Annotated in this window: 22 protein-coding genes; 7 read left to right on the top strand and 15 right to left on the bottom strand. The window is 57.9% G+C overall.

Annotated features, from left to right (window positions below; genetic code table 11):
• Positions 1–46 precede the first annotated feature (46 nt).
• From scpB to GH659_RS06055, 4 genes are all read right to left on the bottom strand, one after another.
• The gene (gene scpB / locus GH659_RS06040; RefSeq protein WP_153110163.1) at positions 47–826 is read right to left on the bottom strand and encodes a methylmalonyl-CoA decarboxylase; all 780 of its coding nucleotides are present in this window, start codon (positions 824–826) and stop codon (positions 47–49) included.
• 41 nt (positions 827–867) lie between these two features.
• Positions 868–1,557 carry a response regulator gene (locus GH659_RS06045; RefSeq protein ID WP_153110165.1) on the bottom strand — a complete coding sequence of 230 codons (690 nt, stop codon included), beginning with the start codon at positions 1,555–1,557 and terminating at the stop codon, positions 868–870.
• Between the two features lie 2 nt (positions 1,558–1,559).
• The gene (locus GH659_RS06050; protein WP_153110167.1) at positions 1,560–3,050 is read right to left on the bottom strand and encodes an ATP-binding protein; all 1,491 of its coding nucleotides are present in this window, start codon (positions 3,048–3,050) and stop codon (positions 1,560–1,562) included.
• A 366-nt stretch (positions 3,051–3,416) separates the two neighbouring features.
• Positions 3,417–4,751, bottom strand: coding sequence for an MFS transporter (locus GH659_RS06055; protein ID WP_153110169.1), 1,335 nt, complete (start codon positions 4,749–4,751; stop codon positions 3,417–3,419).
• Positions 4,752–5,134: 383 nt separating this feature from the next.
• Between GH659_RS06055 and GH659_RS06060 the strand changes: the two genes are divergently transcribed.
• On the top strand, positions 5,135–5,578 hold the full coding sequence (locus tag GH659_RS06060; RefSeq protein WP_153110171.1) for a universal stress protein: 444 nt from the start codon (positions 5,135–5,137) through the stop codon (positions 5,576–5,578).
• A 72-nt stretch (positions 5,579–5,650) separates the two neighbouring features.
• On the opposite strand, the gene clpX is transcribed toward GH659_RS06060, so the two are convergent.
• Positions 5,651–6,679: an ATP-dependent Clp protease ATP-binding subunit ClpX gene (gene clpX, locus GH659_RS06065; RefSeq protein ID WP_153110173.1), complete on the bottom strand. Its 1,029-nt coding sequence runs from the start codon at positions 6,677–6,679 to the stop codon at positions 5,651–5,653.
• A 116-nt stretch (positions 6,680–6,795) separates the two neighbouring features.
• Here clpX and GH659_RS06070 point away from each other — a divergent pair, with 116 nt between their 5' ends.
• The 3 genes from GH659_RS06070 to GH659_RS06080 are packed head-to-tail and all read left to right on the top strand — an operon-like array spanning position 6,796 to position 9,058.
• Positions 6,796–7,236 carry an NfeD family protein gene (locus GH659_RS06070; RefSeq protein ID WP_153110175.1) on the top strand — a complete coding sequence of 147 codons (441 nt, stop codon included), beginning with the start codon at positions 6,796–6,798 and terminating at the stop codon, positions 7,234–7,236.
• Positions 7,233–8,093, top strand: coding sequence for an SPFH domain-containing protein (locus GH659_RS06075; RefSeq protein ID WP_153110177.1), 861 nt, complete (start codon positions 7,233–7,235; stop codon positions 8,091–8,093). Before GH659_RS06070 ends, GH659_RS06075 begins: the two co-directional genes overlap by 4 nt.
• Positions 8,094–8,143: 50 nt before the next feature.
• A complete protein-coding gene (locus tag GH659_RS06080) occupies positions 8,144–9,058 on the top strand; it encodes a DMT family transporter (protein WP_246167747.1) in 915 nt (304 codons plus the stop codon).
• Positions 9,059–9,068: 10 nt separating this feature from the next.
• Here the strand turns inward: GH659_RS06080 and GH659_RS06085 are convergent, their stop codons facing one another.
• Positions 9,069–9,488, bottom strand: a complete 420-nt coding sequence (locus tag GH659_RS06085) for a hypothetical protein (protein ID WP_153110179.1) — start codon at positions 9,486–9,488, stop codon at positions 9,069–9,071.
• A 156-nt stretch (positions 9,489–9,644) separates the two neighbouring features.
• Positions 9,645–10,145: a BCAM0308 family protein gene (locus GH659_RS06090; RefSeq protein ID WP_153110180.1), complete on the bottom strand. Its 501-nt coding sequence runs from the start codon at positions 10,143–10,145 to the stop codon at positions 9,645–9,647.
• 298 nt (positions 10,146–10,443) lie between these two features.
• Between GH659_RS06090 and ycaO the strand changes: the two genes are divergently transcribed.
• On the top strand, positions 10,444–12,195 hold the full coding sequence (gene ycaO / locus GH659_RS06095; RefSeq protein WP_153110182.1) for a 30S ribosomal protein S12 methylthiotransferase accessory factor YcaO: 1,752 nt from the start codon (positions 10,444–10,446) through the stop codon (positions 12,193–12,195).
• Positions 12,192–12,431, top strand: coding sequence for a hypothetical protein (locus tag GH659_RS06100; protein WP_343030091.1), 240 nt, complete (start codon positions 12,192–12,194; stop codon positions 12,429–12,431). The genes ycaO and GH659_RS06100 overlap by 4 nt, the downstream gene beginning before the upstream one ends.
• 209 nt (positions 12,432–12,640) lie before the next feature.
• Here the strand turns inward: GH659_RS06100 and GH659_RS06105 are convergent, their stop codons facing one another.
• The gene (locus GH659_RS06105) at positions 12,641–14,872 is read right to left on the bottom strand and encodes a RelA/SpoT family protein (RefSeq protein WP_153110184.1); all 2,232 of its coding nucleotides are present in this window, start codon (positions 14,870–14,872) and stop codon (positions 12,641–12,643) included.
• Between the two features lie 199 nt (positions 14,873–15,071).
• Between GH659_RS06105 and GH659_RS06110 the strand changes: the two genes are divergently transcribed.
• Entirely contained in the window at positions 15,072–16,697 is a 1,626-nt protein-coding gene (locus tag GH659_RS06110; protein WP_153110186.1) for a methyl-accepting chemotaxis protein, read from the top strand.
• Positions 16,698–16,829: 132 nt separating this feature from the next.
• Here GH659_RS06110 and nifM read toward each other — a convergent pair whose 3' ends face one another.
• The 7 genes from nifM to mnmC2 all read right to left on the bottom strand — a co-directional run bounded on the left by nifM (position 16,830) and on the right by mnmC2 (position 22,480).
• Positions 16,830–17,672, bottom strand: a complete 843-nt coding sequence (nifM, locus tag GH659_RS06115) for a nitrogen fixation protein NifM (protein WP_153110188.1) — start codon at positions 17,670–17,672, stop codon at positions 16,830–16,832.
• Positions 17,665–18,132 carry a nitrogen fixation protein NifZ gene (locus GH659_RS06120; RefSeq protein WP_153110190.1) on the bottom strand — a complete coding sequence of 156 codons (468 nt, stop codon included), beginning with the start codon at positions 18,130–18,132 and terminating at the stop codon, positions 17,665–17,667. The genes nifM and GH659_RS06120 overlap by 8 nt, the downstream gene beginning before the upstream one ends.
• Positions 18,129–18,467, bottom strand: coding sequence for a nitrogenase-stabilizing/protective protein NifW (gene nifW / locus GH659_RS06125; protein WP_153110191.1), 339 nt, complete (start codon positions 18,465–18,467; stop codon positions 18,129–18,131). The genes GH659_RS06120 and nifW overlap by 4 nt, the downstream gene beginning before the upstream one ends.
• Positions 18,468–18,479: 12 nt before the next feature.
• Positions 18,480–19,709, bottom strand: a complete 1,230-nt coding sequence (gene nifV, locus GH659_RS06130; RefSeq protein ID WP_153110194.1) for a homocitrate synthase — start codon at positions 19,707–19,709, stop codon at positions 18,480–18,482.
• Between the two features lie 156 nt (positions 19,710–19,865).
• Positions 19,866–21,260 carry a 23S rRNA (uracil(1939)-C(5))-methyltransferase RlmD gene (gene rlmD / locus GH659_RS06135; protein WP_153110196.1) on the bottom strand — a complete coding sequence of 465 codons (1,395 nt, stop codon included), beginning with the start codon at positions 21,258–21,260 and terminating at the stop codon, positions 19,866–19,868.
• A 73-nt stretch (positions 21,261–21,333) separates the two neighbouring features.
• Entirely contained in the window at positions 21,334–21,627 is a 294-nt protein-coding gene (locus GH659_RS06140) for a universal stress protein (protein WP_153110198.1), read from the bottom strand.
• A gap of 142 nt (positions 21,628–21,769) precedes the next feature.
• On the bottom strand, positions 21,770–22,480 hold the full coding sequence (gene mnmC2 / locus GH659_RS06145; protein WP_153110200.1) for a tRNA (5-methylaminomethyl-2-thiouridine)(34)-methyltransferase MnmC2: 711 nt from the start codon (positions 22,478–22,480) through the stop codon (positions 21,770–21,772).
• Between the last annotated feature and the right edge of the window lie 57 nt (positions 22,481–22,537).

Here is a 22,537-nt window from a genome sequence, read left to right on the forward strand (position 1 = left end):
CTCGGACTATCCGGCCCGAGCCGGCACAGGCATCGACAGGTAGCGCTTAGGTCCCGGTGAATTGTGGCTTCCGCTTCTCGCGGAAGGCATTGATGCCTTCCTGGTAGTCGTTGCTGTCGTACACAACACGACGCAGGCCTTGGGTACGCTCGAACAGTTCCGGCGTAATGGCGTGTGCGCCGACCAGCAGGCGCAACGACTCTTTCATGACCGAAATGCTGAGCGGCGAATTCGCAGCGATCTGCTTGGTCATGTTGAGGACAAACTCTTCGATCTCTTCCACAGGCTTGATGTAGTTGATCATGCCGAGGTTGAGTGCCTGCTGGGCCGGAACCGGCTGGGCTGTAAACAACATTTCCTTGATCACAGGCAACGGCACCATGTTAACCACCGTAACGAGGCCGCCGAGGTTATACGGAACGCCGAGCTTGGCCGGGGTGATGGCGAAGGTTGTATCGGGTGTTGCAACGAGGATATCGCACGCCATGGCGACTTCGCAGCCGCCGCCCCATACACCGCCTTCGATCAGAGCGATCACGGGCGCCGGGAATTCCTGAATGGCGCGGATCAGAATTCGCAGCGGATCATCCCAACCCAACGGATCGCGGCCGCGGTTGGGAAGCTCACTGACATCGTGCCCTGCCGACCAGACTTTGACACCAGGCTGGGCACGCAAGATCACTGCACGGACATTCTGGGACTGAAATTCGCTCAGCGCGTCGGTAATTCCTTCAATCAGCGCCTCGCTCAGGGCATTTCTTTTTTCTACGTGATTCAGCGTAATTACACCGGTCGAGCCTTTAATTTCAGTCAATACAAGGGACATTTAACTTTCCTTTTTTTACATGAACAAACAAAACAAATGAATCAGAGTTGGAACCGATACCCCACGCCAATCTCGGTCAAAATATGGCGAGGCTTTCCCGGTGTAGCTTCAATCTTCTGCCGCAAGTGACCGACATAAACCCGCAAATATTCGTGGTTCGCGGAGGCCTGCCCTCCCCACACCTGCACCAGAAGCTGCCGATGCGTCATGACCCGGCCGGGATTCGCCGCCAAAGCCTGCAACAGACGGTATTCGATCTGCGACAAGTGCAGGAGTTGGCCGCCTTTGAGAACCTCGCGCGTAACGCAATTGATGGTGAAATCACCAAACTGAATTAACGGCGTACTCTCCTGATGTTGCACTGGAGCCCGGCGCAGCTGGGCGCGAACGCGCGCCAGCAACTCGGAAACGCCAAACGGTTTAGTCAGATAGTCGTCAGCCCCGGCATCAAGGGCAGCAACAACTTGTGACTCCTGCGTACGCGCTGAAATAACCAGAATCGGAATCGAAGACCAGCCGCGGAAGTCACGAATGAATTCAAGGCCGTCCCGGTCAGGCAATCCAAGATCCAGCAAAAGCAATTGGGGTTTTTGCTGGACAGCTTCATGCATGCCACGCGCAGCGGTGCCGGCTGTAATCAACTTGTAGCTATCACATTCGAGCGCCGAGACGATGAGCTCTCGAATGTGGGGATCATCTTCAATCAGCAGCACAAGATCGGGAGCCAACATACTCACTCCTCAGGTTGAAACACGGGGGGTGATTGGATAGGCAACAGCAAATGGAAGCTACTGCCGCCACCTTCGCGGTTATTAGCAAACAGTTGGCCACGATGGGCGACCGCAATGTCCCGTGCGATCGCCAAACCTAGCCCCGCGCCGGGAATGCAGGACTCGGGATTTCCTCGCTGGAACAAGCCGAAAATATTCTCCTCCTTGCCGGGGGGCAAGCCAGGACCGCGGTCGCTGACGGTCACGTCGACAAATTCACCTTGGCGACTCGCCGTAATCCGTATCTGAGTTTGTTCGGGCGAATACTTGCAGGCGTTTTCTACGAGATTCCAAAGTGCGCGTTCGATCAGCACGGCGTCGAAACGCAAGGGCGGCAAACCGTCCTCGATCCGGAGGTCGACGTCACGGTCGCAGGTGATGTCCGCTGCCTGCTTCAGCGTTGCTCCAATAACCTCTTCGACGGGTTGCCAAACCATGTTCAGCTCAACCTTGCCCGATTGAAGCTGCGCCATATCGAGCAGATTCGAAACCAATTGCCGAATCGACAAGGCCTGTGACCGCATACTCGACAGCAACGACGCCTGCTTTTCCGCTGCAAGATTGCGCCCCATCATCAGGACATCCGCCATCCCGACCAGGGACGTTAACGGCGTCCGGATGTCGTGCGACAACGAAGACAGGATGGTAAGCCGAAGATTCTGCGCTGTACTCTTCAACTCGTTGGATCGGGCCATCTCCGCGAAATGAGCTCTTTCGAGCACAACGGCAACGAAGGAAGCGACTGTTTCGGCGAGTTCGCAATAGCTACGCGACTCAACCGCTTCAGTGGTCACCGTAAACTGCAGCACGGCCTGTACCCCGGTCGATGCGACCAACGGCAGGATGACAAAACTTTGCCCTTCCTTGAAAGAAGGCTTCGTCACCATATGCTGCTGTTCGAGACATTTACTGATCAGTGCTCCGGTAAGCGGCGAAGACTGTTGGTCGAATTGATCAGGTGTCAAGAACTCCGGTTCGATTGCGTACATGGTATTGATGAAGAACTTAAGCGTCGCCTGCTCGACATCCCCCGTCGTCTCCTGCCCCGCGAGCTCTTGTGCAACGTCGTTGAGCGCAGAAGAGCGGAAGGCCCTCTCCTCGACTGCTTCTGTGTAAGCATGCAGCTCTGCAGTCATATGGCCGACGATCAAGGCCACGATCAGCATGATCAACGCGGTCAGAAAATTCTGCCATTCGGTGATAGCCAGGGAAAAATGCGGTGGCACGAACACGAAGGCGAACGCCAGCGACCCCGCCAAACCGCAAAAAATGGCGGGGCCTCGCCCGAACTTCACGCCGACCGCTACAACGCCAAGGACATACAGCAGGGCGATGTTCGAAAGATCAAGGAGCTCGCGAAACGGACTGATGAGCAGGGAACCGGAGACGACGCCGATCGCGGTCAACACATAACCAAGAAACCGGTTATTGATTACGGCACTGGCAAATGTCATCAAACCATTTCTCGATAGAGATGTTGCAACCAAATTGACTCCTTACCAGCGTAACAACACTTTCATGAACGACTTCAAGCTGGCAAAGAAATCAATTACCTTGACAGTTGCGTACTCTAACTGGGGAAACGCCCGGTTTTGTCCATAAAGCAACAAATGCGCGGACAAAAATGCCTCGCGCCAACACCATTATCGTTATCGACCAGCGAACACACCTGCAACACGAACTGCCGTCGCCAAGTGATTATCCGCTTACGATTTCTTTAACGAAATACCGATTCACAAACCTTGAAACAGCATTTCGTTAAAGGATTCGGCCCCCTCGGGGAGGCCGAATCCTTCGTGCGTACTTTAAAACCCGATGAATCAGAGCTCGATACGCTTTACGTCACCAAGGATGAAAACGTACGAAAACACGCCAAGCAATGCAGCCGCGCCGACATACATCAGAGCGTAGAAAAATGAACCCGTCGCCGAGATGATGAAACCGATGACCAGCGGCGTGAAAATACCCGCCAGGTTAGCCATGAAGTTGAAGAGACCGCCGGTCAGCCCCATCAGTTTCTTAGGCGCAACATCGGAAATCAGCGTCCAGCCGAGACCGACCATCCCTTGTCCGAAGAAAGCAATGGAAAGGATGGCAATCACGACCATATCGCTGTCGACATAGTTGGCAGCGATAATCGTTGAGGCAAGCAGAAGGCCGGCAATGATCGGAAGCTTGCGGGAAACGTTGGCCGACCCCGTTTTTTTGAGCAGCTGATCGGAAACCCAGCCGCCGAACATGATGCCAAGCGAAGCGGCAAGGAACGGCATGACGGCGAAGAAACCGACCTTCAGCCAGCCCATGTGACGCTCGGTTGCCAGATAGGTCGGAAACCAGGTCAGGAAGAAAACAAGCACCGTGTTACCGGCGAACTGGCCGATACTGGCACCGATGATCTGCCGATACTTGAGCAGCATGCCGACCTTTGCCCAGGAAAACTTGTTCGATTCCGAGCTTTGCACTTCCAGGCCGCCACCAGCAGCGATGTAATCGAGTTCTGCCTTACTGACCTTCTTGCAATCCTTCGGCTCACGATAAATCAAACCCCAGGCGATAGCGAAGATGATACCGACGACACCGGCAATGACGAACAGCGCACGCCATCCCATCGTTCCAAGTATCCAGAAGAGCAAGGGCGAGAAGCAGGCCAGACCGAGGTATTCGCCGACCGTGTAAATGGCGGTCGCGCGGGCACGTTCTTGTTGGGGGAACCAGGTGCTGACAACGCGGCTGTTCGTCGGGAAGCACGGAGCTTCGCTCATCCCCAGCCCGAAGCGGTACAAAAGCAGCGACTTCAAACCGACCGCCGCTCCTTGCAACCCGGTAAAAAGGGACCAGAAAAACAGCGCGAAAAAATAGGTGATTTTGCTGCCAAAGCGGTCAAGGAAAATACCGCCAGGAACCTGGGCAAGAGCGTACGTCCAGGAGAATGCGGAAAAAACAAACCCCATGATTGCGGCATTGATACCGAGATCCTGAGTCATCGACGGAGCAGCAATGCCGAGGATTGTCCGATCGAGATAATTGATCATGGTCCCGGTTGCCAGAAGCGCAAGCATGCCAAAGCGCACGCGCGTTGCGCGCTGCTTGCCAGTCCTTTCCTCTACCACAGGCACTTCGTCTTCCGAAGATACCGTTGTTGCTACGCTAGTCATGTTGAAGCCCTTTGTTTCATTGTTTTATTAAAAAACCATTCCGGCATATCCACCGGAACAATCCCGGAATTCCATACATTCGGATTCCGATACCCTACACGGCAAAAATCAGACCACGCCGTCAGTTCGCTAGCCACTGCAAAGCCTTGGAACCGTGCGCGGGATACTAGAGAAACAGGTATAAAATCGCCATAAAAGTGAAACACACACACAAACCACATACAGAAACAATGTGTTATGCGCGACGCACCGTTTCCAGAATCATCGCGAACGCCCGACAAATGAGCGCCACCCGCATCACGTTTGGTGATTCGCAACACAAACGTCTATGCTGAATTTGAAATCCCCGCCACTCGCCACAAAGACAACAAAGAGGAGTCATCATGTTCAAACACCTTCTTGTTCCAACTGACGGTTCCCAGCTTTCTCAGGAGGCTGTTCGCCAAGCTGTTTCATTTGCCAACGAAGCAGGTGCGCGTATCACGTTCTTCTATGCCAAACCGGAATTTCCGGTGATTTACTACGGCGAAGGGGCCATGGTCGATCCGACGACACCGGAAAAATTCGAAGAGATGGCCGAAAGTCAGGCGCAAGAGATCCTCAGCGAGGCCGAACAAGTAGCCAGGGACGCCGGCGTTGAATGTGCCAAGCTCGCAATGACGAGCGATGTTCCTTACGAAGTCATCATCGAAGCGGCCGAGAAAAATGGCTGCGATCTGATTTTCATGGCATCGCACGGGCGGCGTGGCATCAGCGGCTTTCTGCTCGGCAGCGAAACCAACAAGGTGCTGACGCACTCGACGATTCCGGTGCTGGTTTATCGTTAGGCGGAAGATCGACGCAGGAGTGACGGCGACGAAGAGCGCCGTCACACAGGTCGTCAAACGACAGGTCTGCGCTTATCCTTGCTCCGAGGTAGCACCTTGGACACTCCGCTTGAAATAGCGCGGATTTTCAAACAGCGAGCCGATCTCGACACGCCCGATCTCAGGATTGTCAGGCACGACGTACAGAATCGGCGTCACCAATTCCTCGAATATGCCGCGCAGGCTGCGGGCGCCGGTTTTATATTCGAGAGCGATTTCAGCAATCTGCTCGAACACACGCGGGGCAATTTTCAGTTCAACGCCTTCGCCCCTCAGCATCGCAACGTACTGGCGGTAGATCGAGTTTTGCGGAACGCTCAATATCCTGACCAGCATGTCTTTACTCAGTTGGCCGAAGCTGGCGACCACTGGCAAGCGCCCCGTGAATTCGGGAATCAACCCGAATTCGAATAGATCAGTCGGTTTGACCCGGCTGTTGAGCCGCTCCAGGATGCTCTGGTTGTCGCCCTCCGAGGTGGCAATAAAGCCGAAGCTGTGGGTTTTGGACATGATTTTCTCCAACCCGACGAACGCTCCGCCACAGATAAAAAGAATATTCGTCGTGTCGATGTACCGGCCGTTCCTCAGCTTGACGGGAGTACCTTCCATGATCTTCAGCAGCGCGTGCTGCACGCTCTCGCCGGAGGTGGCCGCAAACTCGCCGCTTTTCGCCTTCAACTTGTCGATCTCGTCGATGAACACAATGCCGAGACTGGCCTTCTCGACGCTACTGTCCGCCTTGTCTACGAGACGCTCAAGAATCGCTTCGATCTCGTCATTGACATACTTTGTCTGCGCCAGCGAGGTCGCATCGGCGCTAACGAACGGCACCGACAGTAGACGCGCCAGGGTTTCGCACATCAATGTCTTGCCGGTACCGGACGGACCGATCAAAAGGACGTTGCTTTTGGCAAAAGCATCCCCCTTTTCGGCGGACAGCGATATTTTTCGGTAATGCGCATATACAGCCACCGAGAGAATTTTCTTCGCCTCGTCCTGACCAATCACGTATCGATCGAGGTGTCCGACGATGGCGCTGGGCGTCATTTCCTTGGGCAGCAAATTGTTCTCCCTTTCGGCATGGTATCCGGAGATATTCCGGGAAGATCGGTGCACTATGCACCAATGATGCGCTATGCTTCAAACCAGTTCGAATAACTGGGCCAGGGGAAACAATCATGTACGAATGGTGGCACTGGATTGTCCTCGGGTTATGCCTTTGCATCGCCGAGATGGCTATTCCATCCTTTTTCATCATCTGGTTTGGTATCGGTGCGCTGGGCGTCGGTCTCATCCTTTTGATCGTTCCCGACCTCACGCTCGCCAAGCAACTGCTGCTATGGGCGATTTTTTCCAGCATTCTGGTTGGCATCTGGTTTCGTTACCTCAAACCAAGGACGATCACATCTGTCGGCACCTCGGCCGCCAATGTCATAGGCGAGATTGGCGTGCTCGTCAGTGATCTGAGCCCCAATTCGCGCGGCCAGGTGCGCTTCCAAAAACCGGTGCTCGGTTCCGATGTATGGGAATGCTACGCCGACGAGAGCATAAAAGCCGGCGAGCGCGTTCGTATCGTCAATGTTGAAGGCAGCTTCATCAAAGTGGAGAAAACAAAATGATTGGCACAACGATTACCTCCTTTGTATTCCTGGCTTTTGTCGTCCTCACCATCGCCAAAGGCGTGCGCATCGTGCCGCAGGGCGAAGAATGGATCGTGCAGCGCCTCGGCAAATACCGCGTCACCCTGTTGCCCGGCTTGCGCTTCATCATTCCCTACTTCGATACGGTGTCTTACAAGGTCACGACCAAGGACATCATCCTCGACGTGCAGGAACAGGAAGTCATCACCCGCGACAATGCCGTCATCGTCGTCAATGCCATCGCCTTCATCAAGGTCACCGACCCGGTCAAGGCCGTCTATGGTGTCGAGGATTACGCCGAGGCCATCCGCAACATGATCATGACTACGTTGCGCTCGATCGTCGGCGAGATGGAACTCGACCATGCACTGTCCTCGCGCGACATGATCAAGGCCCGCCTGAAAGCCGGCGTCGCCGACGAAGCTCTGGATTGGGGACTGACCGTCAAATCGGTCGAGATCCAGGACATCAAGCCATCCGAATCGATGCAGCGCGCCATGGAAATGCAGGCATCGGCTGAGCGGGAACGGAAAGCCATGGTCACGCGGGCCGAAGGAGAAAAACAGTCGATGATCCTCTCCGCCGAAGCGCGACTGGAATCCGCCAAACGTGATGCCGAAGCGCAAATCATGCTGGCTGACGCATCCTCACAGGCCATCACCAAAGTCACCTCCTCCTTTGGCGAAAACGAGTTGCCGATGCTCTACCTGCTTGGCGAAAAATACATTGCCAGCATGGGCAAGCTGGCCGAATCGGACAACGCCAAGATCGTTCTGCTACCGGCTGACTTGCAGAACACCTTGCGCGGCTTGTTCCAGAAGATCCCGAAGGCCTGAGATCGGCCGGCAAACAGCAAAATCGAAAGGTAGTTGGAAAGGTAGTCCGATTGGCAGAACATGAACTCGAACGCACAAAACTGATTCAAGGTTATCTGGCTGTATTGGCAACACTGGCGATGTGGGCGTGCTTTTCGCTCGTATCGCGCCTTGGCGGCAAAAGCGCGCTGACGTTCTACGACATCATCGCGCTGCGTCTGGGCACGGCTTCGGCAATCCTTCTGCCTTTCGTTTTGCTCCTTTCCGGCGCTCAGGTCGGCAATGTCATCCGGGATGGCCGATTATGGCTCCTCGCGATCCTCGGCAACCTGATCTACTGCCTGTTCGTTTATCACGGTTTCAAGTTCGCCCCGGCCGCACACGGGGCGATTCTTCTTTCCGGACTGCAGCCCTTCCTGATCAGCTCAATCATCTGGCTGATCGACAAACGCCGCCCCAACCGCATCCGTGGAATTGGCCTGTTTTTCATCGCCGTCGGCATCACCTGCACGGCGATGCCCTACTTCTCCGATGGCTCCGCTGAATCCCTGCTCGGCGACGGTCTGATCCTCATCGCCTCGATCTCATGGGCGATCTATAGCGTATTGGCTGCGCGCTGGGGCTACCCGGCGTGGACACTCACTTGCGCCGTCGCATTATTCTCGGCAGCGCTTTACTTGCCCGTTTATCTGCTCTGGCTACCGAAACAGCTTTCCACAGTGCCGTTCGCGACGATTCTGATTCAATGCTTTTTTCAGGGCGTGGTCGCCACCATTCTGGCGATGCTGGCGTACATAAAAGCGGTGTCCATTCTTGGCCCCGAACGGCCAGCGGCCATTCTGGCGCTGGTTCCGATCGTGACCGGGTTCGTTGCCGTACCGCTTCTCGACGAGGCGCTGACCGTGTGGTTGTTGCTTGGCCTGCTGTTCGTCTCTTTCGGTTCGTTCGTGGCCTCCCGCTACGGTTCGGCACCGGTACGGAGGTAATCGCCGTACTTCAGGCGCACCAGGTTCGCATGAGCAGGAAACCGCCAACGCCCACGATCATCGTCCCAACGATGTGCAGTATGGGCCGCAAGACGCTGACCCTGTAAGGAATTCGGCCGGGGGCGCGGGACATTCTCGTTTCCTCGACCCAGTGAATGACCTCGCCAAGCGTAAAGAGGCAGGCCAGCGCAAATACGAAACCGCCGATAATGATCGTCGCCAGTTGTCCCTCACCCGTCCGGCAGGACATGGCCATCCGCAATTGCCCGCGCGTCAGCGGATCAAAACCGGCGGCAACCCAAAGGCCAGCCAAGGCAATGCATAGCAGCATGAATATCACGGCCACGTAAATCCAGAATTCACGCGTCCGTACGATCTGATTGATCGTAACAATCTGACTCTTTAATTCTTTCAGCAACTTCGAAGACATAATTAACCTTGAATGACAACAATCACGTCTAAGTTGCTATTTGAACATACAAAAAAGGCAAACACCACGTGCAGCCGTGGATCCTTTTTTGAGAGTACTTGACGAGAAAACGCGGGAAGCGTTCCACATTCCGCTTCCCGCGCTCTCAGGCTCTGCTCAGTGCTCCCAAGTTACACGGAGCAGGTTTTCTTCCGGGTTGTAATGGAAATCCAGTGCACCCTGATAAGCCCGATGCACAGCCTCACCGATTGCCCGGGCCAGATGGATGTCCGTCGTCGTCACCAGAACCCCGTCGGACACATCCTCCAGCGCCATGATGCGTTGGAGCGGATGCTTTTCCCGGGCACGTTCCTCTTCATGACGCACCAGGCTGACAATTTCAGCGCGGTGGGTATCGAAAAACTGGCCGCGCAAATTCACGAATCCAGCCGGATAACTATCATGAAGACGGTGGCAGGCCGGACATGTTTCCCGATGCGCACCTTCCGGGACGTCGCCCCAGAGCCATCGTCCATCTTTGAAGATCGCGTTGCATTGCGGACAGACGGTTGGTTCAGGCAATTTTCCCTTGGCCTTGTAAGAATCATGCACTTCCTCTTGCAGCAGACGGTCGTGCCGAATCGGGTGAAAGCCGGGCGGAATTGACGTTTTACTCATGGCTTTTCTCCTCTCAAGATCGGGGCGACGACCAACCCCCAGAAAAAGCGCTAATCAGCCATTTCTCACGAAATGACGTCAAATCATTTCTTCCGCCAACTTGCGATCGGGCGCCTCGCCCTCAACCCACTATAGACCGCCCCCCGGCAGAGAAAAAGACGCAACCGGAGAAATCGGAAAAGCCCGCCCTCCTCCCCGACGACTCCTCCGCTCCATCAGTTTGATGTTGCCACAATCCGGCCAACCTGATATAGAGCAGCCTCTTTAAACCACACCGCTTTGCACAACGGCCAGCGACATGTCAGAACACTTCATTCCGGGCAAAGATGCCTCTCTCGAATCCTCGATCCGTCGGATGCAGGACCAACTGACCAGGATCGGCTTTCACGTCGAAGAGCGTTCCTGGCTTAACCCTGTTGATGGCATCTGGTCCGTGCATGTCCGCGACCGCGACTGCCCCCTGCTGTTTACCAATGGCAAGGGCGCGTCGCGAGAGGCCGCGCTGGCCAGCGCCTTGGGTGAATTCTTCGAACGCCTTTCATGCAACTATTTCTGGAGCCATTACTACCTCGGCGAGGAATTTGCCACACATGACTTCACCCATCATCCAGACGAACGCTGGTTTCCGCTCGACGAAGAAGGCGCAGGCGATCAATGGCCGAACGAACTGCTGACGCCGGATCTGCATGACTTCTACAACCCGGAGGACAGCATCGCGGCTGGTTCGCTGGTCGAACACAACTCCGGCAACGTTGAGCGCGGCATCTGCGCACTCCCCTACACCCGGCTGAGCGATGGCGAAAAGATCTGGTTCCCGGTCAACATCATCGGCAACCTCTACGTCAGCAATGGCATGTCGGCCGGCAACAGCGAAGCCGAAGCGCGCGCGCAGGCGCTCTCCGAAATCATCGAGCGCCACGTCAAATTCCGCGTCATCAGCGAAGCGCTGTGCCTGCCGGATGTGCCTGAAGAGATCATCGCCCGCACGCCACGCATTGCCGCCGGCATCCGCGCCTTGCGCGACGCGGGATACGGCATTCTGGTCAAGGACGCGTCGCTTGGTGGACGCTACCCGGTGATGAACGTGACCCTGCTTAACCCGAAGAATCACGGGTGTTATGCCAGCTTTGGCGCGCACCCGCGCTTCGAAATCGCGCTCGAACGGGCGCTCACCGAGCTCTTGCAGGGCCGCGCCCTCGACGCGCTGGACGGTTTCCCCGAACCCGTTTTCGATCGCGAAGAAGTTGCCAGCGCGCCCAATCTGGAAATCCACTTCGTCGACTCCAGCGGCGTGTTGCACTGGAATTTCCTCGGCACCGCCCCGGATTTCGAGTTCTGCGACTGGAACTTCACCTCGACCACGGCCGAGGACTACCAGTGGCTCGTCGATCTGATCCACGACGAAGGGCACAACATCTATGTGGCCGACTACGCGCATCTCGGCATGTACGCCTGCCGGATCATCGTTCCCGGCATGTCCGAGATTTACCCCGTCGACGACCTTGAATTCGAAAACAACAGTTTCGGCAACGACGTCCGCGAAGCCCTCCTTTACCTGCACGATCTTGACGACGACGAATGCCGCGACCTGCTCGAAACGTTCAACGAATCGGGTATCGACGACCAGCGCCCGGTAGCCGCGCTGATCGGCCTCGCGCCCGATGCCGGCTCATTCTGGGAAGACCTGCGGCTCGGCGAACTCAAGACATTGTTCGCCCTTGCCATCGGCGACGAGGAAGCGACACGCGAGGGCTGTGACTGGATTCGCCACTTCGGACAGATCAACGCCGACCGGCGCCGCGTTTATCGCTGCATCGAAAGCCTGATGGGATTAAGCGAGGTCGGTGGCCACGAAACGTTCACAGACGCGCTCGAAAGCCTCTACGGCAGGACGGCACTCGATCGCGCCAAGGCACTGCTCAGCGGCAAAGAACGCTTTTTCGGCATCACCGCTCCGGGGCGCGACCTCGACGGCTGCGCCACTCACCACCAACTGCTGGCCGCCTACGCCAAAGTACATCGCCAGCATGCACGCGGAGCCTCAAAATGAAGCATATGACCTACGAAGAACATCTCGACGAAGTCGCCACCCTGCTCACCGAGATTTATACGCTGCGCGACGAAGTGGCCATCGATATAGTCATGCGCGCCCAGGAAGACGAGTATTTCAGCGGCCATGACGACGATCCGGGCATTTGCACGCAAGAGCGCGCCGAGCAGGACGCGCGCTTCATTTTCAAGAAATACAAACCGCCAAAGAAGCCGCGCAGCGGGAAAGCGGATTGATCAGAAGCGGAGAGAAAAGGCGGCAGATTCCCAAGCAAATCTGCCGTCCCTGGCATACCTAGTCGTCAGTCAACAGAAAAAGCGAACCACCAAGGCACCAGGCACACCAAGAGAGCACCAAGTTAACACCCTGTTTTCTTGGTGAATCTTTGTGCTCTTGGTGTCTTGGTGGTGAAGCATTTATTCATGGGCTTCAACATGACTGACTACTAGGCGCGGCGAGCCCCGACGACGCCATTGACCTCGTGCAAGGCCGCGAGCGTCCGCTTGAGCTGGGCGAGGTTGGCAATCTCGCCAGTGAAACGCATGTGCGCCTCTCCCTGCTTGGACTGCGTACTGACGGCGATCACGTTGATCTTCTCGCGCGTCAGCACCTCCGAAACATCGCGCAACAGGCCCTGACGGTCGTTCGCCTCGACGATGATATCGACGGCAAAAAGGCCACCGGTTTCGCCGCCCCACGCCGTTTCAATAACGCGCTCGGGCTGCATGGCTTCCATGTTGGCGAAGTTGGGGCAATCGGCGCGGTGGATCGAAACCCCCTTGCCGCGCGTCACGAAACCGACAATCGGATCGGGAGGCGCGGGTTTGCAGCAACCGGCGAGCTGGGTCAGCAGCTTGTCGACACCGACAATCAAAATTCCTTTCCCGGAATCACCACCCGACTTGGATTTTGCAACCGCCGCCTCGGCGATGATCGCCTTGTCGTCCAGCGGATGCTCTTCCGCCCCCCGCACGGCCGTCTGAATCTGCCGAACACCGACCTCGGCACGGGCAACGGCGATGAACAGATCGTCGCTCTTGGTAAACCCAAGCTTGCTGGCGATATCGTCGAGCTTGGCGCCGGTCTCGCCCATGCGCTGCAGTTCGCGGTTCACGATCGCGCGCCCCTCGGCCACGGATTGTTCGAGCGCGAGACTTGAGAACCATTGGCGAACTTTCGCGCGCGCCCGGTGCGTGAACAGGTAACCAAGCGAGGCGTTCAACCAGTCACGCGACGGACCGCCCTGTTTGGCGGCGACGATCTCGACGCGCTGCCCCGTTTCGAGCTGCGTGTTGAGCGTCACCAATGCGCCGTCCACTTTCGCCCCACGGCAACGGTGTCCCAGGTCGGTATGCACCCGGTAGGCAAAATCGACCGGGGTCGCGCCGCGCGGCAGATCGACGACCCGGCCTTGCGGCGTCATGACGTAAATCGTCTCGTCGAGGGCGGCTTCCTTGTAGTGTTTCACCCAGTCGGACGAATCGGAGACTTCGTCTTTCCAGGTCAGCAGCTGCCGCAGCCAGGCGATCTTGTCGTCGTAATTGCCGTCGCCGCCAGCATGGCTTCCTTCCTTGTAGCGCCAGTGGGCGGCGACGCCGAGTTCCGCATGCTTGTGCATTTCCCGCGTACGGATCTGCACCTCGAGCGCGCGGCCATCCGGGCAGCTCACCGCCGTATGCAATGAGCGGTAGTTATTGCCCTTGGGGTTCGAGATGTAATCGTCGAATTCCTTGGGAATCGGCGACCAGATGTTGTGAACAAGGCCTAACGCGGTGTAGCAGTCCTTGACCTCGTCGACGATGATGCGCAGGGCGCGCACGTCGTACACCTCGGAAAACTCCAGCCCTTTCTTACGCATCTTGTTCCAGATGCTGTAGATGTGTTTGGGCCGCCCGTAAATTTCCGCATGCTTGATCCCCGCCGCCTCCAGCTCGCTGCGCAGACGCGCCACGGCATTGGCGATGAATTGTTCGCGTTCGCCCCGTTTTTCGTCGAGTTGTTTCGCGATCTTCTTGTAAATATCGGGATGGATGAAATGGAACGACCGGTCTTCGAGCTCCCATTTCAGTTCCCAAACGCCAAGACGATTGGCCAGCGGCGAATAGAGTTCGAGCGTCTCGCGTGCCACCTGCACGCGCAGTTCGTCCGCGTTGTCGGCATAGTGACGCAGCGTCTGCGTCCGCGACGCCAAGCGCAGTAACACAACGCGAATATCCTCGACCATGGCAAGGAACATCTTGCGCATGATCTCGATCTGCGCCTTCATTTCCGCCGGACTATGCTCGCCCCCCTCTTGCGAATGCGCAACAAATCCGCGGGAAATCGGACGCATCAGGTTCAGGCGCGAAACCCCCTCGACGAGATGGGCGACATCGCGACCAAAACGCTTTTCAACCTGCTCAAGGCCATGTTCGGCCGAGGCCGGCACCGCAAAAAGCAGCGCCGCAAGACGGCAATCGGCATCGAGCCGCAGGCCGGCCACGATAAGCGCCATGCCCAGGCCATGATGCCAGATGCCCTCACCGCTGCCGAGATTACGGTCGCCATAGACCGATTGGGCGAATTCAGCGGCCAGACGAACGCGCGCGGCCTCGTCGGCAGAAAGCCCTTCGACCAGGGTTTGCAAGGAATGCTCTTCGCCACTATGGGCGGCTACGGAATGAACGACGGAGACCATGGGGCGAATTATAAATCAACATGGCAACGAGACTCCCGATGTCACATCGGCATCAGGGTGAACACGTATTGGCACTCAAGCAGGCCATTCGAAGAAAACACTTGGTCGCACCGGACGCCCTACGTGCTACCTTACCGCCTTTTTTTCCCGCCACTCGATTTACCGCCTTTTGCCGCGTCGGCCACGGAGATCACGACAAATGAAAAACATCACGATTGCTCACCGTATTTTGCTCATGATCGGAGCGTCGATCGTTTCACTTCTGGTGGTGGGCGCGTCGGGTCTTTACGTCGCGAACAAGGAATCCGAAAACATTACGCGCATCAAGGAAGACAGCATCGCCAGCATTACAACGCTGACTGACGTTCGCCAGTCTTTCATGGCCTTGCAGGCTGCCGTCTACGTCCACAGCATGATCTCGGACGAAACCGTGCTGATCAATATCGAAGGCACGATCAAGGGGCACACCGATGCGCTCACCAAGCAACTGCAAGCCTACGAGAAGTTGCTGTCCAACGACGAGGACCGCAAGCTCTTTGAAGGCGACCAACGGAATTTCAACGCTTACCTTGAATTCCTCCGGAACGATGCCCTCCCCAAATCAAGAAGCGGGGACAAGCAGGAAGCCTCCAACGTCATCATTACTCAAGGGGCCGCCATCGCTCACGAAGCGCTCAAAGCGATCGACGACCACGTCGAATTCAACAAGCAACTCGCTGACACGTTCGTCGCCGCCGCCCAACAAAGCGCCAGAACCGGGAAAATCGTCTCAATCTCCGTCATTGTCGGCGGCATTGCCGTGATTTCCATCCTCGGCCTGCTGATGTTGCGCAATATCCGCTCGTCGCTCAACCAGATACAGTCGATGGTCGACCGCGTCGAACGCGATCTTGACTTCACTGTTCGCGTCAACGTGACCAAACAAGACGAAATCGGACAAACGACGCGAGCCCTCAACCGCCTGCTCGATAAACTTCAGGACAATCTGAGATCAATCGCCGGCAGCGCCAAATCCGTCGCCACCGCCGCCGGCCAGATGGCGACCACGTCCACTCAGGTCGCAACCGCCTCCCATCAGCAAAGCGAAGCCGCCTCGGGCATGGCCGCCACCGTCGAGGAAATGACCGTCAGCATCAACCACGTCGCCGAACGCGCACACGAGGCAGATCGCCTATCGAACGAATCGGGCCGGCTCGCCACTACCGGCGAGCAGATCATCGGGCAGACCGCCCAAGACATCCAGAACATCTCCACCACCGTCCACGAAGCGGCCAGCCTGATTCAAGGCTTGGAACAGCACAGCCAGGAAATTTCGAACGTGGTGGCGGTGATCAAGGAAGTGGCCGACCAGACCAATCTCTTGGCGCTCAACGCCGCCATCGAGGCCGCCCGTGCCGGTGAACAGGGACGTGGCTTCGCCGTCGTGGCGGACGAAGTCCGCAAGCTGGCCGAACGCACCACCGCCTCGACGCAGCAAATCGCGGAGACGATCAACACCATGCGCACCGGGGCCGAAAACGCGGTCACCAGCATGCAAGGCGTCGTGGAACTCGTTTCGGCGGGGGTTGAACGCGCACTCGAAGCCAACGAATCGATCAAGCTGATTGGCGAAGGCAGCCGCAACGCGGTGGCCATGGTTGGAGAAATTACCGCGGCGATCCGTGAGCAGGGAGCGGCGACAAACAACATCTCTTCTCAAGTCGAACACATCGCCCAGATGTCCGAGGAAAGCAGCGCGGCGGCGGCCAACAGCGCGGAAACCGCCAACGATCTCGACCGCCTCGCCGGCGACATGCAGCGCATCGTCAGCAGCTATCGCCTCTGATTTCACAGTTCAAAAAGCAGCAAATATTTTCACCACCAAGGCACCAAGGACACAAAGACTCACCAAGAAAAACAAGTGTTGGATCTTGGTGCTCCTTGGTGAACTTGGTGTCTTGGTGGTTCGCTTTTTCCGTTACCCCGCATCCTGCCGGAACAGGCTGGCGATCCACTCTTTCTGCGCGGCACGGCGGCGCGAATCGACAAGGTGTGCGCGAATTTTCTCGCGTGCCGCCGCCAGCGGCGTTTCGCTCGCCGATTCGATTGCCGCACAGTGCATGACGTGAAAGCCCATCGGCGATTCGATGACGCGTGAAATCTCGCCCGACTGGAGCATGAACGCGGCTTTTTCGAGTTCCGGGTAAAGCTGGCCGCGTTGAACGGCGCCCAGCAATCCGCCGTTCATCGCCGTCGGGCATTCCGAATAGCGCGTCGCCTGCTCGGCGAAACGCTTCGGCGACTTGAGCAGCCGGGTGCGAACGGTGTCGATCTTGCGGCGTGCCGAAGCACGGTCGCTGCCGTGCAACGTATCGTTGATGGTGATCAGGATATGGCGCAACGTCCTATTCTCAGGGCGGCGGAAGCGATCGCGGTGCATGTGGTAGAAAATCTCGATGTCCGTCTCGCTGACCTCGGCGGCGCGGCTCGCCACGCGGTCGAGCACGGCATCGAATTTCAGGTCGCGCTCGATCGAAGCAATCAGACTTTCCTGATCCAGCCCCGATTTTTCAAGATCGGCGAGAAAGTCATCCTCGGACTCATAGCGCGCCCGAATCTCGGCAAACGCTTGTTCGACCGACGATGCCGGCAGAACGACCTGCGCTGCCTCCGGCGTCGCCAAGATGCGTTGTTCGATTTTCACCTGGCGCGCGACAACGCTGTCGACGCGCTTCCTTTCTTCCGGCTCCAGGCTGGCGGGCGGCTTATGAAAGAGTTCCTGAGCCAGTTTGAGGGTGAGATAGGGTTGAACTTCAGACATAGTGCGCCTCCGAAAGTGAAGCCAGGGCCGACTCGGGAACCGCCAGCGTGCGCCCGGGCAGACAATCGAAATGAATGTGATAGATGACGTCGCTGATCTCAGTGCCGTTGCGCACGACGCGCAGCACTTCGCCGATCGAGCCACGCGGCACCTTGCAGTCGTCGCCTAGGGCGAGCACCTTGGCGGCAGCGACACGTTCGCGTGACTCGAACGTGCTCGGCACCCACGGCTCGTCCGCCCCGATCAATTCTTCCTCGCGGCAGCCGACGATGCGGTCGACATCGAGAAAGTGAACCGTGTAGATGATCTGGTCGATCAGGAAGGTACCGACGTCGATGACCGTACCGACACTCCCACGGCGAACCAGCAGGTCGCCCATGTCGGCCCCGGGATAGGTACCATCGTTCCGGACATTGCGGATGACGCGCACGTCGTCGTCAAGATCGAATTGCGTAATCATGATTGCCCCGCCCGGCCGATTTTAGTCAGGGGAACGGTCTGGATGCCCGCCACCCGCTTGAAGACGCGAAATACTTTTTCGGTCAGCGCATCGGAATTCACAAAGTCGTCATACGCCTTGGTCAGACTGGCCCGATACCCGTCATAGGTTGGCGTAGCGCCCCCATTCGTTTCGGCCAGCCTGGCGAGATAGTCATGGAAACGCTGCAGGATGTGCAGACGATTGACATACACGACGCTTGGATCGTAGGCAACGCCAAAGTAGTCGAGAAAATCCTCCGCCGACTCGAGATCGGCCATTTCGGATTCAAGATCAATTGGAATGGCAGTAGTCATGGAACACTCCTCTCAATGGACAGCAGATGGCGTAAAAACAGAAGAAACTGGAGCGGTATCGCGGCGCAGGACCGCGGGAAGCAGCGCCAGATCGCGAAAGCTGGCCGCGCCCCGGCGCAGGTCATGCAGCATGCTCATTAATTCATCGGGGGACGGCGGCCGCTTGGCCGCGCAGACGAATTCCTTGACGAAGGAAAGCAGGCAGGCCGCTTCGCTTTCGGTGATCGGCTGGCCGAGCATGGCGTAGACCGCCTGCACGCCGCCCTTGCCGGAATGCTTGCCAAGCACGAAACGGTGCTGGCGGCCGACGATTTCCGGATCAAATCCCTGATAGTTTTCCGGATGCTTGAGCAGGCCATCGACGTGCACACCGGCCTCATGCGTGAACACGCCTTCGCCGACCACGCTTTTCTGCCAGGGAACCGGGCGGCCGGAAGCGTTCGCTACCTTCTGCGAAACCTCGGGCAACTGGTGCAGGTCGATCCCCGTCTCGATGTTGTAGAAGCGGCGCAAACCGAGAACGACTTCGCCAAACGGCGCGTTGCCGGCACGCTCGCCAAGTCCGTTGACCGTCGTATTGACGTGCGTCGCGCCGGCGCGCACGGCGGCCAGCGTATTGGCCGTGGCGAGACCGAGGTCGTCATGGGCGTGCATTTCGATTTCGAGATCGGTCGACCGGCGCAGGCTGCCAACCCGTTCAACCACGGCGAACGGATCGAGCACGCCGAGCGTGTCGGCGAAGCGAATGCGGCGGGCACCGGCCTTTTGCGCGGCTTCGGCGATCTGCGCCAGAAAATCCGGATCGGAGCGCGAAGCATCCTCGGCGCCGATGCACACATCCAGCCCCGCGTCGCGGGCCCGCTGGATGTGGTGGCCAATATTCGTCAGCAGCCAGTTGCGGTCGCGCCGCAGTTTGTAGGCCAGGTGCTGGTCGGATGCCGGCACCGAGATGTTGATCAGATGCACACCCAGGCCGGTGCACGCGTCGATGTCGCCATCGCGCATGCGGCTCCAGACCATCAGGCGCGCCGGCAAACCAAGCGAAGCGATGGCGCGGATGTCGTCGCGCTCGGCCTCGCCCATGGTCGGAATGCCGATTTCGAGTTCCTGCACGCCGAGCGCAACCAGATGGCGCGCGATATCGAGTTTTTCCTCGATGCTGAAGGCAACCCCGGCGGATTGCTCGCCATCGCGCAGGGTCGTATCGTTAATGACGACTAGAGAGTTTGCAGTAGTTGACATAGTGGCCTCCTGGACTTGATCTAGCAAATCCGGTGCCTATACGCCAAAAACTCCTAAAACAACGTAAAAACAGAGAGATAGAAAAAACACACAAACAACAACACCCCTGACGATTGTTATATTGCCAACAAAAGCCAGGGGCTAAAACTGACATCCTCACTCGTTTGATGCTGCCGTCTCTCCTGCGCTGGCCGCCTCTTCCGCGGCGAGAGCTTCTTTGGCAGCCGCTTCGGCCAGCCGCTCCTGCCATCCCGGCCGGCGTTCAAAGAGGGCGATCGATTCGACGTGCGAAGTGTTCGGGAACATATTGACCACCCCCGCTCCGCACAGCGCATAACCTTTGACCGCCACCAGAACCGCCGCATCGCGCGCCAGCGTCGCGGGACTGCAGGAGACATAGACGATCCGTTGCGGCGCATCGTCGCCGAGCGCCTTGACGAGTTCCACCGCCCCTTCGCGCGGCGGATCGATCAGCATCTTGTCGAAGTGTCCCAGCGCGGCGACGGTTTCCGGCGTCGCCTCAAAGAGGTTGGCGACGCCGTATTCCACCTTGTCGGCCAACCCGTTCGCCGCCGCGTTCTCGCCGGCGCGCTGAACGAGTTCGGCACTGCCCTCGATCCCGACCACCTGCGCGCCCGAGCGGGCAATCGGCAGCGTGAAGTTGCCGAGACCGCAGAACATATCCGCGATCCGCTCGCCCGGTTGCGGATCGAGCAGCGCCATCGCCCGACGCACGAGCACGCGATTGATCGCGTGGTTGACCTGCGTGAATTCAGTCGGCGAAAAGTAGTGTTCGATGTCGAATTCCGGCAGGGTGTAAGACAGCCGCGGCCCTTCCAGCGGATAGAAACGGTAGGCGGTCGCCGGACCCTTCGGTTGCAGGTAGAAAACGATGCCGTGCTTGTCGGCAAACGCACGCAACAGTTCTTCATCGTTGGCGTTGATCGGTTCCATGTTGCGCAACACCAGCGCCGTCACATGTTCACCGACGGCAACTTCGATCTGCGGCATCGCCGTGCTGATCGACAGACTCGCCACCAGGTCGCGCAACGGCAGCAACAGGTCGGAAAGGTGCTTCGGCAGATTCGGGCAGACCTGCATGTCGGCCACGTAGCTGCTCTTGCGCTCATGGAAGCCGATCAACATGCCGCCCTTCTTGGGCACCATGCGCGCCGACAGGCGGGCGCGGAAACGGTAGCCCCACGGCTCACCGTAGATCGGCGAATAAAGCTGCTCGGGCGCCAGCCGGCCGAGATGCCACAGGTTCGACTCCAGCACGCGCTGTTTCGCCGCCACCTGCGCCGCCGGATCGAAGTGCTGCATGCTGCAGCCGCCGCAGACGCCAAAATGCGGGCACTTGGGCGTCACCCGGTCGGCCGATGCTTTGATGATCCGGTCCACACGGGCGATTTCGTAAGTCGGCTTCTTGCGGTAGCTGGTGAACTCGACGCGCTCGCCGGGCAAAGCACCTTCGACAAAGATCGTCTTGCCTTCGAGCCGCGTGATTCCGCGCGCTTCATGATCGAGCGATTCAATGGTTCCTACCGGCATGGAGCTTCCCCGAGAAAAAACGCAGGATTCTACCGAAAAACCTGGCCAGCCAGGGAGCGCAGAACAAACTTTCTCAAATAAACAACAAGTTATCCAACGACTGTAGTTCCTGACGGCTCACAACAAGAACGTCCCCTTGCGACTCGGTCAGCACATGTTTGGTCACGCTGCCGAGCAGGTAATTCTCGAACTCGCTGCCATGCTTGCCCATCACGATCAGATCACAGTCGTATTCCTGTTCAAGCAGAAGGATTTGCTGCGTCGGATCGCAGTAGCGCACGGCAAGCAGGCTTCCCTCATCCTTTCCGGCAAACGCGCTGATCGTCTGCGGCACCTCCCCCTCGGCCAGATGCACCGTGGCGCCCACGCAATGCTAACATCCCGATTCCGCAGCAATATGCGGCAGCAGAAGCCGCCAGCTCAAAGGCACGATCCGCTGCATGCCGCGACGGTGCCGACAAGTCGGTGGCCGCCACAATCCGACTATAGCCCGTCCCGCCCGACGGCACCTACAGGAACGGCTCCTCGGCCTTCATACCGACCAGCATTTGCCGTTTCCCGGCAAAGCCCTGCCTTTTTTCGATCGCGAATCCGGCCGCTTGCAACGCCTGTCGAACGTGGCCGGCGACCGACCACGTGGCCAGCGTCGCGCCCGGATTGGCCAGGCGCGTCAGTGAGCGGAACAGTTCGCCGGACCACAAGTCAGGATTCTTGGCGGGTGAAAAACCGTCGAGATAGAAGGCGTCGACGGAGGCTTCGAGCGTCGGCAAGACGGCGACGGCGTCGCCAAAAACCAGGCGCAGCGTGACATGGCCCTCTTCCAGCACCAACCGGTGCTCCCCGGCCACAAGCCGCGGCCATTGCTCGTGCAGATGGGCGACCAGTTCGGCGAACTCCGGCCAAACGGAGTGGGCAACGCGAAGATCGTCGACGGAGAACGGGTGTTTCTCCACGGACACGAATTCCAGCCCCCGGCAGCGCGCCGCATCATTCTTCCAGGCCAGCCAGGTCGCCATGAAATTGAGGCCAAGGCCGAATCCGGTCTCAAGAATCGAAAACGTTTCGCGCCCTTGCCAGCGCTCCGGCAGCCCATTTCCCGCCAGAAAAACATGCTGCGCCTGCGCGTGCCCACCGGCCACCGAATGGTAGACGTCGCCATAGGTCTCGGAAAACGGCGTGCCATCGGGGGCGAGCAGCAGACGGGCGGGTTCGATCGGCATCTTCAACAGCGCTCATTCAAAACATTGAAAAGCGCGGAATATAGCGCACCAGCCGCC

This window comes from Propionivibrio limicola, from assembly GCF_009469695.1.
Classification (GTDB): Bacteria; Pseudomonadota; Gammaproteobacteria; order Burkholderiales; family Rhodocyclaceae; genus Propionivibrio; species Propionivibrio limicola.

Coding starts and splice junctions, on each gene's coding strand:
- GH659_RS06110 (WP_153110186.1), top strand. CDS start 15,072: ATGAAAAACATCACGATTGCTCACCGTATTTTGCTCATGATCGGAGCG.
- nifM (WP_153110188.1), bottom strand. CDS start 17,672: ATGTCTGAAGTTCAACCCTATCTCACCCTCAAACTGGCTCAGGAACTC.
- GH659_RS06070 (WP_153110175.1), top strand. CDS start 6,796: ATGTACGAATGGTGGCACTGGATTGTCCTCGGGTTATGCCTTTGCATC.
- GH659_RS06100 (WP_343030091.1), top strand. CDS start 12,192: ATGAAGCATATGACCTACGAAGAACATCTCGACGAAGTCGCCACCCTG.
- ycaO (WP_153110182.1), top strand. CDS start 10,444: ATGTCAGAACACTTCATTCCGGGCAAAGATGCCTCTCTCGAATCCTCG.
- GH659_RS06055 (WP_153110169.1), bottom strand. CDS start 4,751: ATGACTAGCGTAGCAACAACGGTATCTTCGGAAGACGAAGTGCCTGTG.
- GH659_RS06090 (WP_153110180.1), bottom strand. CDS start 10,145: ATGAGTAAAACGTCAATTCCGCCCGGCTTTCACCCGATTCGGCACGAC.
- GH659_RS06085 (WP_153110179.1), bottom strand. CDS start 9,488: ATGTCTTCGAAGTTGCTGAAAGAATTAAAGAGTCAGATTGTTACGATC.
- rlmD (WP_153110196.1), bottom strand. CDS start 21,260: ATGCCGGTAGGAACCATTGAATCGCTCGATCATGAAGCGCGCGGAATC.
- GH659_RS06050 (WP_153110167.1), bottom strand. CDS start 3,050: ATGACATTTGCCAGTGCCGTAATCAATAACCGGTTTCTTGGTTATGTG.
- GH659_RS06045 (WP_153110165.1), bottom strand. CDS start 1,557: ATGTTGGCTCCCGATCTTGTGCTGCTGATTGAAGATGATCCCCACATT.
- GH659_RS06075 (WP_153110177.1), top strand. CDS start 7,233: ATGATTGGCACAACGATTACCTCCTTTGTATTCCTGGCTTTTGTCGTC.
- GH659_RS06120 (WP_153110190.1), bottom strand. CDS start 18,132: ATGATTACGCAATTCGATCTTGACGACGACGTGCGCGTCATCCGCAAT.
- nifW (WP_153110191.1), bottom strand. CDS start 18,467: ATGACTACTGCCATTCCAATTGATCTTGAATCCGAAATGGCCGATCTC.
- scpB (WP_153110163.1), bottom strand. CDS start 826: ATGTCCCTTGTATTGACTGAAATTAAAGGCTCGACCGGTGTAATTACG.
- mnmC2 (WP_153110200.1), bottom strand. CDS start 22,480: ATGCCGATCGAACCCGCCCGTCTGCTGCTCGCCCCCGATGGCACGCCG.
- GH659_RS06060 (WP_153110171.1), top strand. CDS start 5,135: ATGTTCAAACACCTTCTTGTTCCAACTGACGGTTCCCAGCTTTCTCAG.
- nifV (WP_153110194.1), bottom strand. CDS start 19,709: ATGTCAACTACTGCAAACTCTCTAGTCGTCATTAACGATACGACCCTG.
- GH659_RS06105 (WP_153110184.1), bottom strand. CDS start 14,872: ATGGTCTCCGTCGTTCATTCCGTAGCCGCCCATAGTGGCGAAGAGCAT.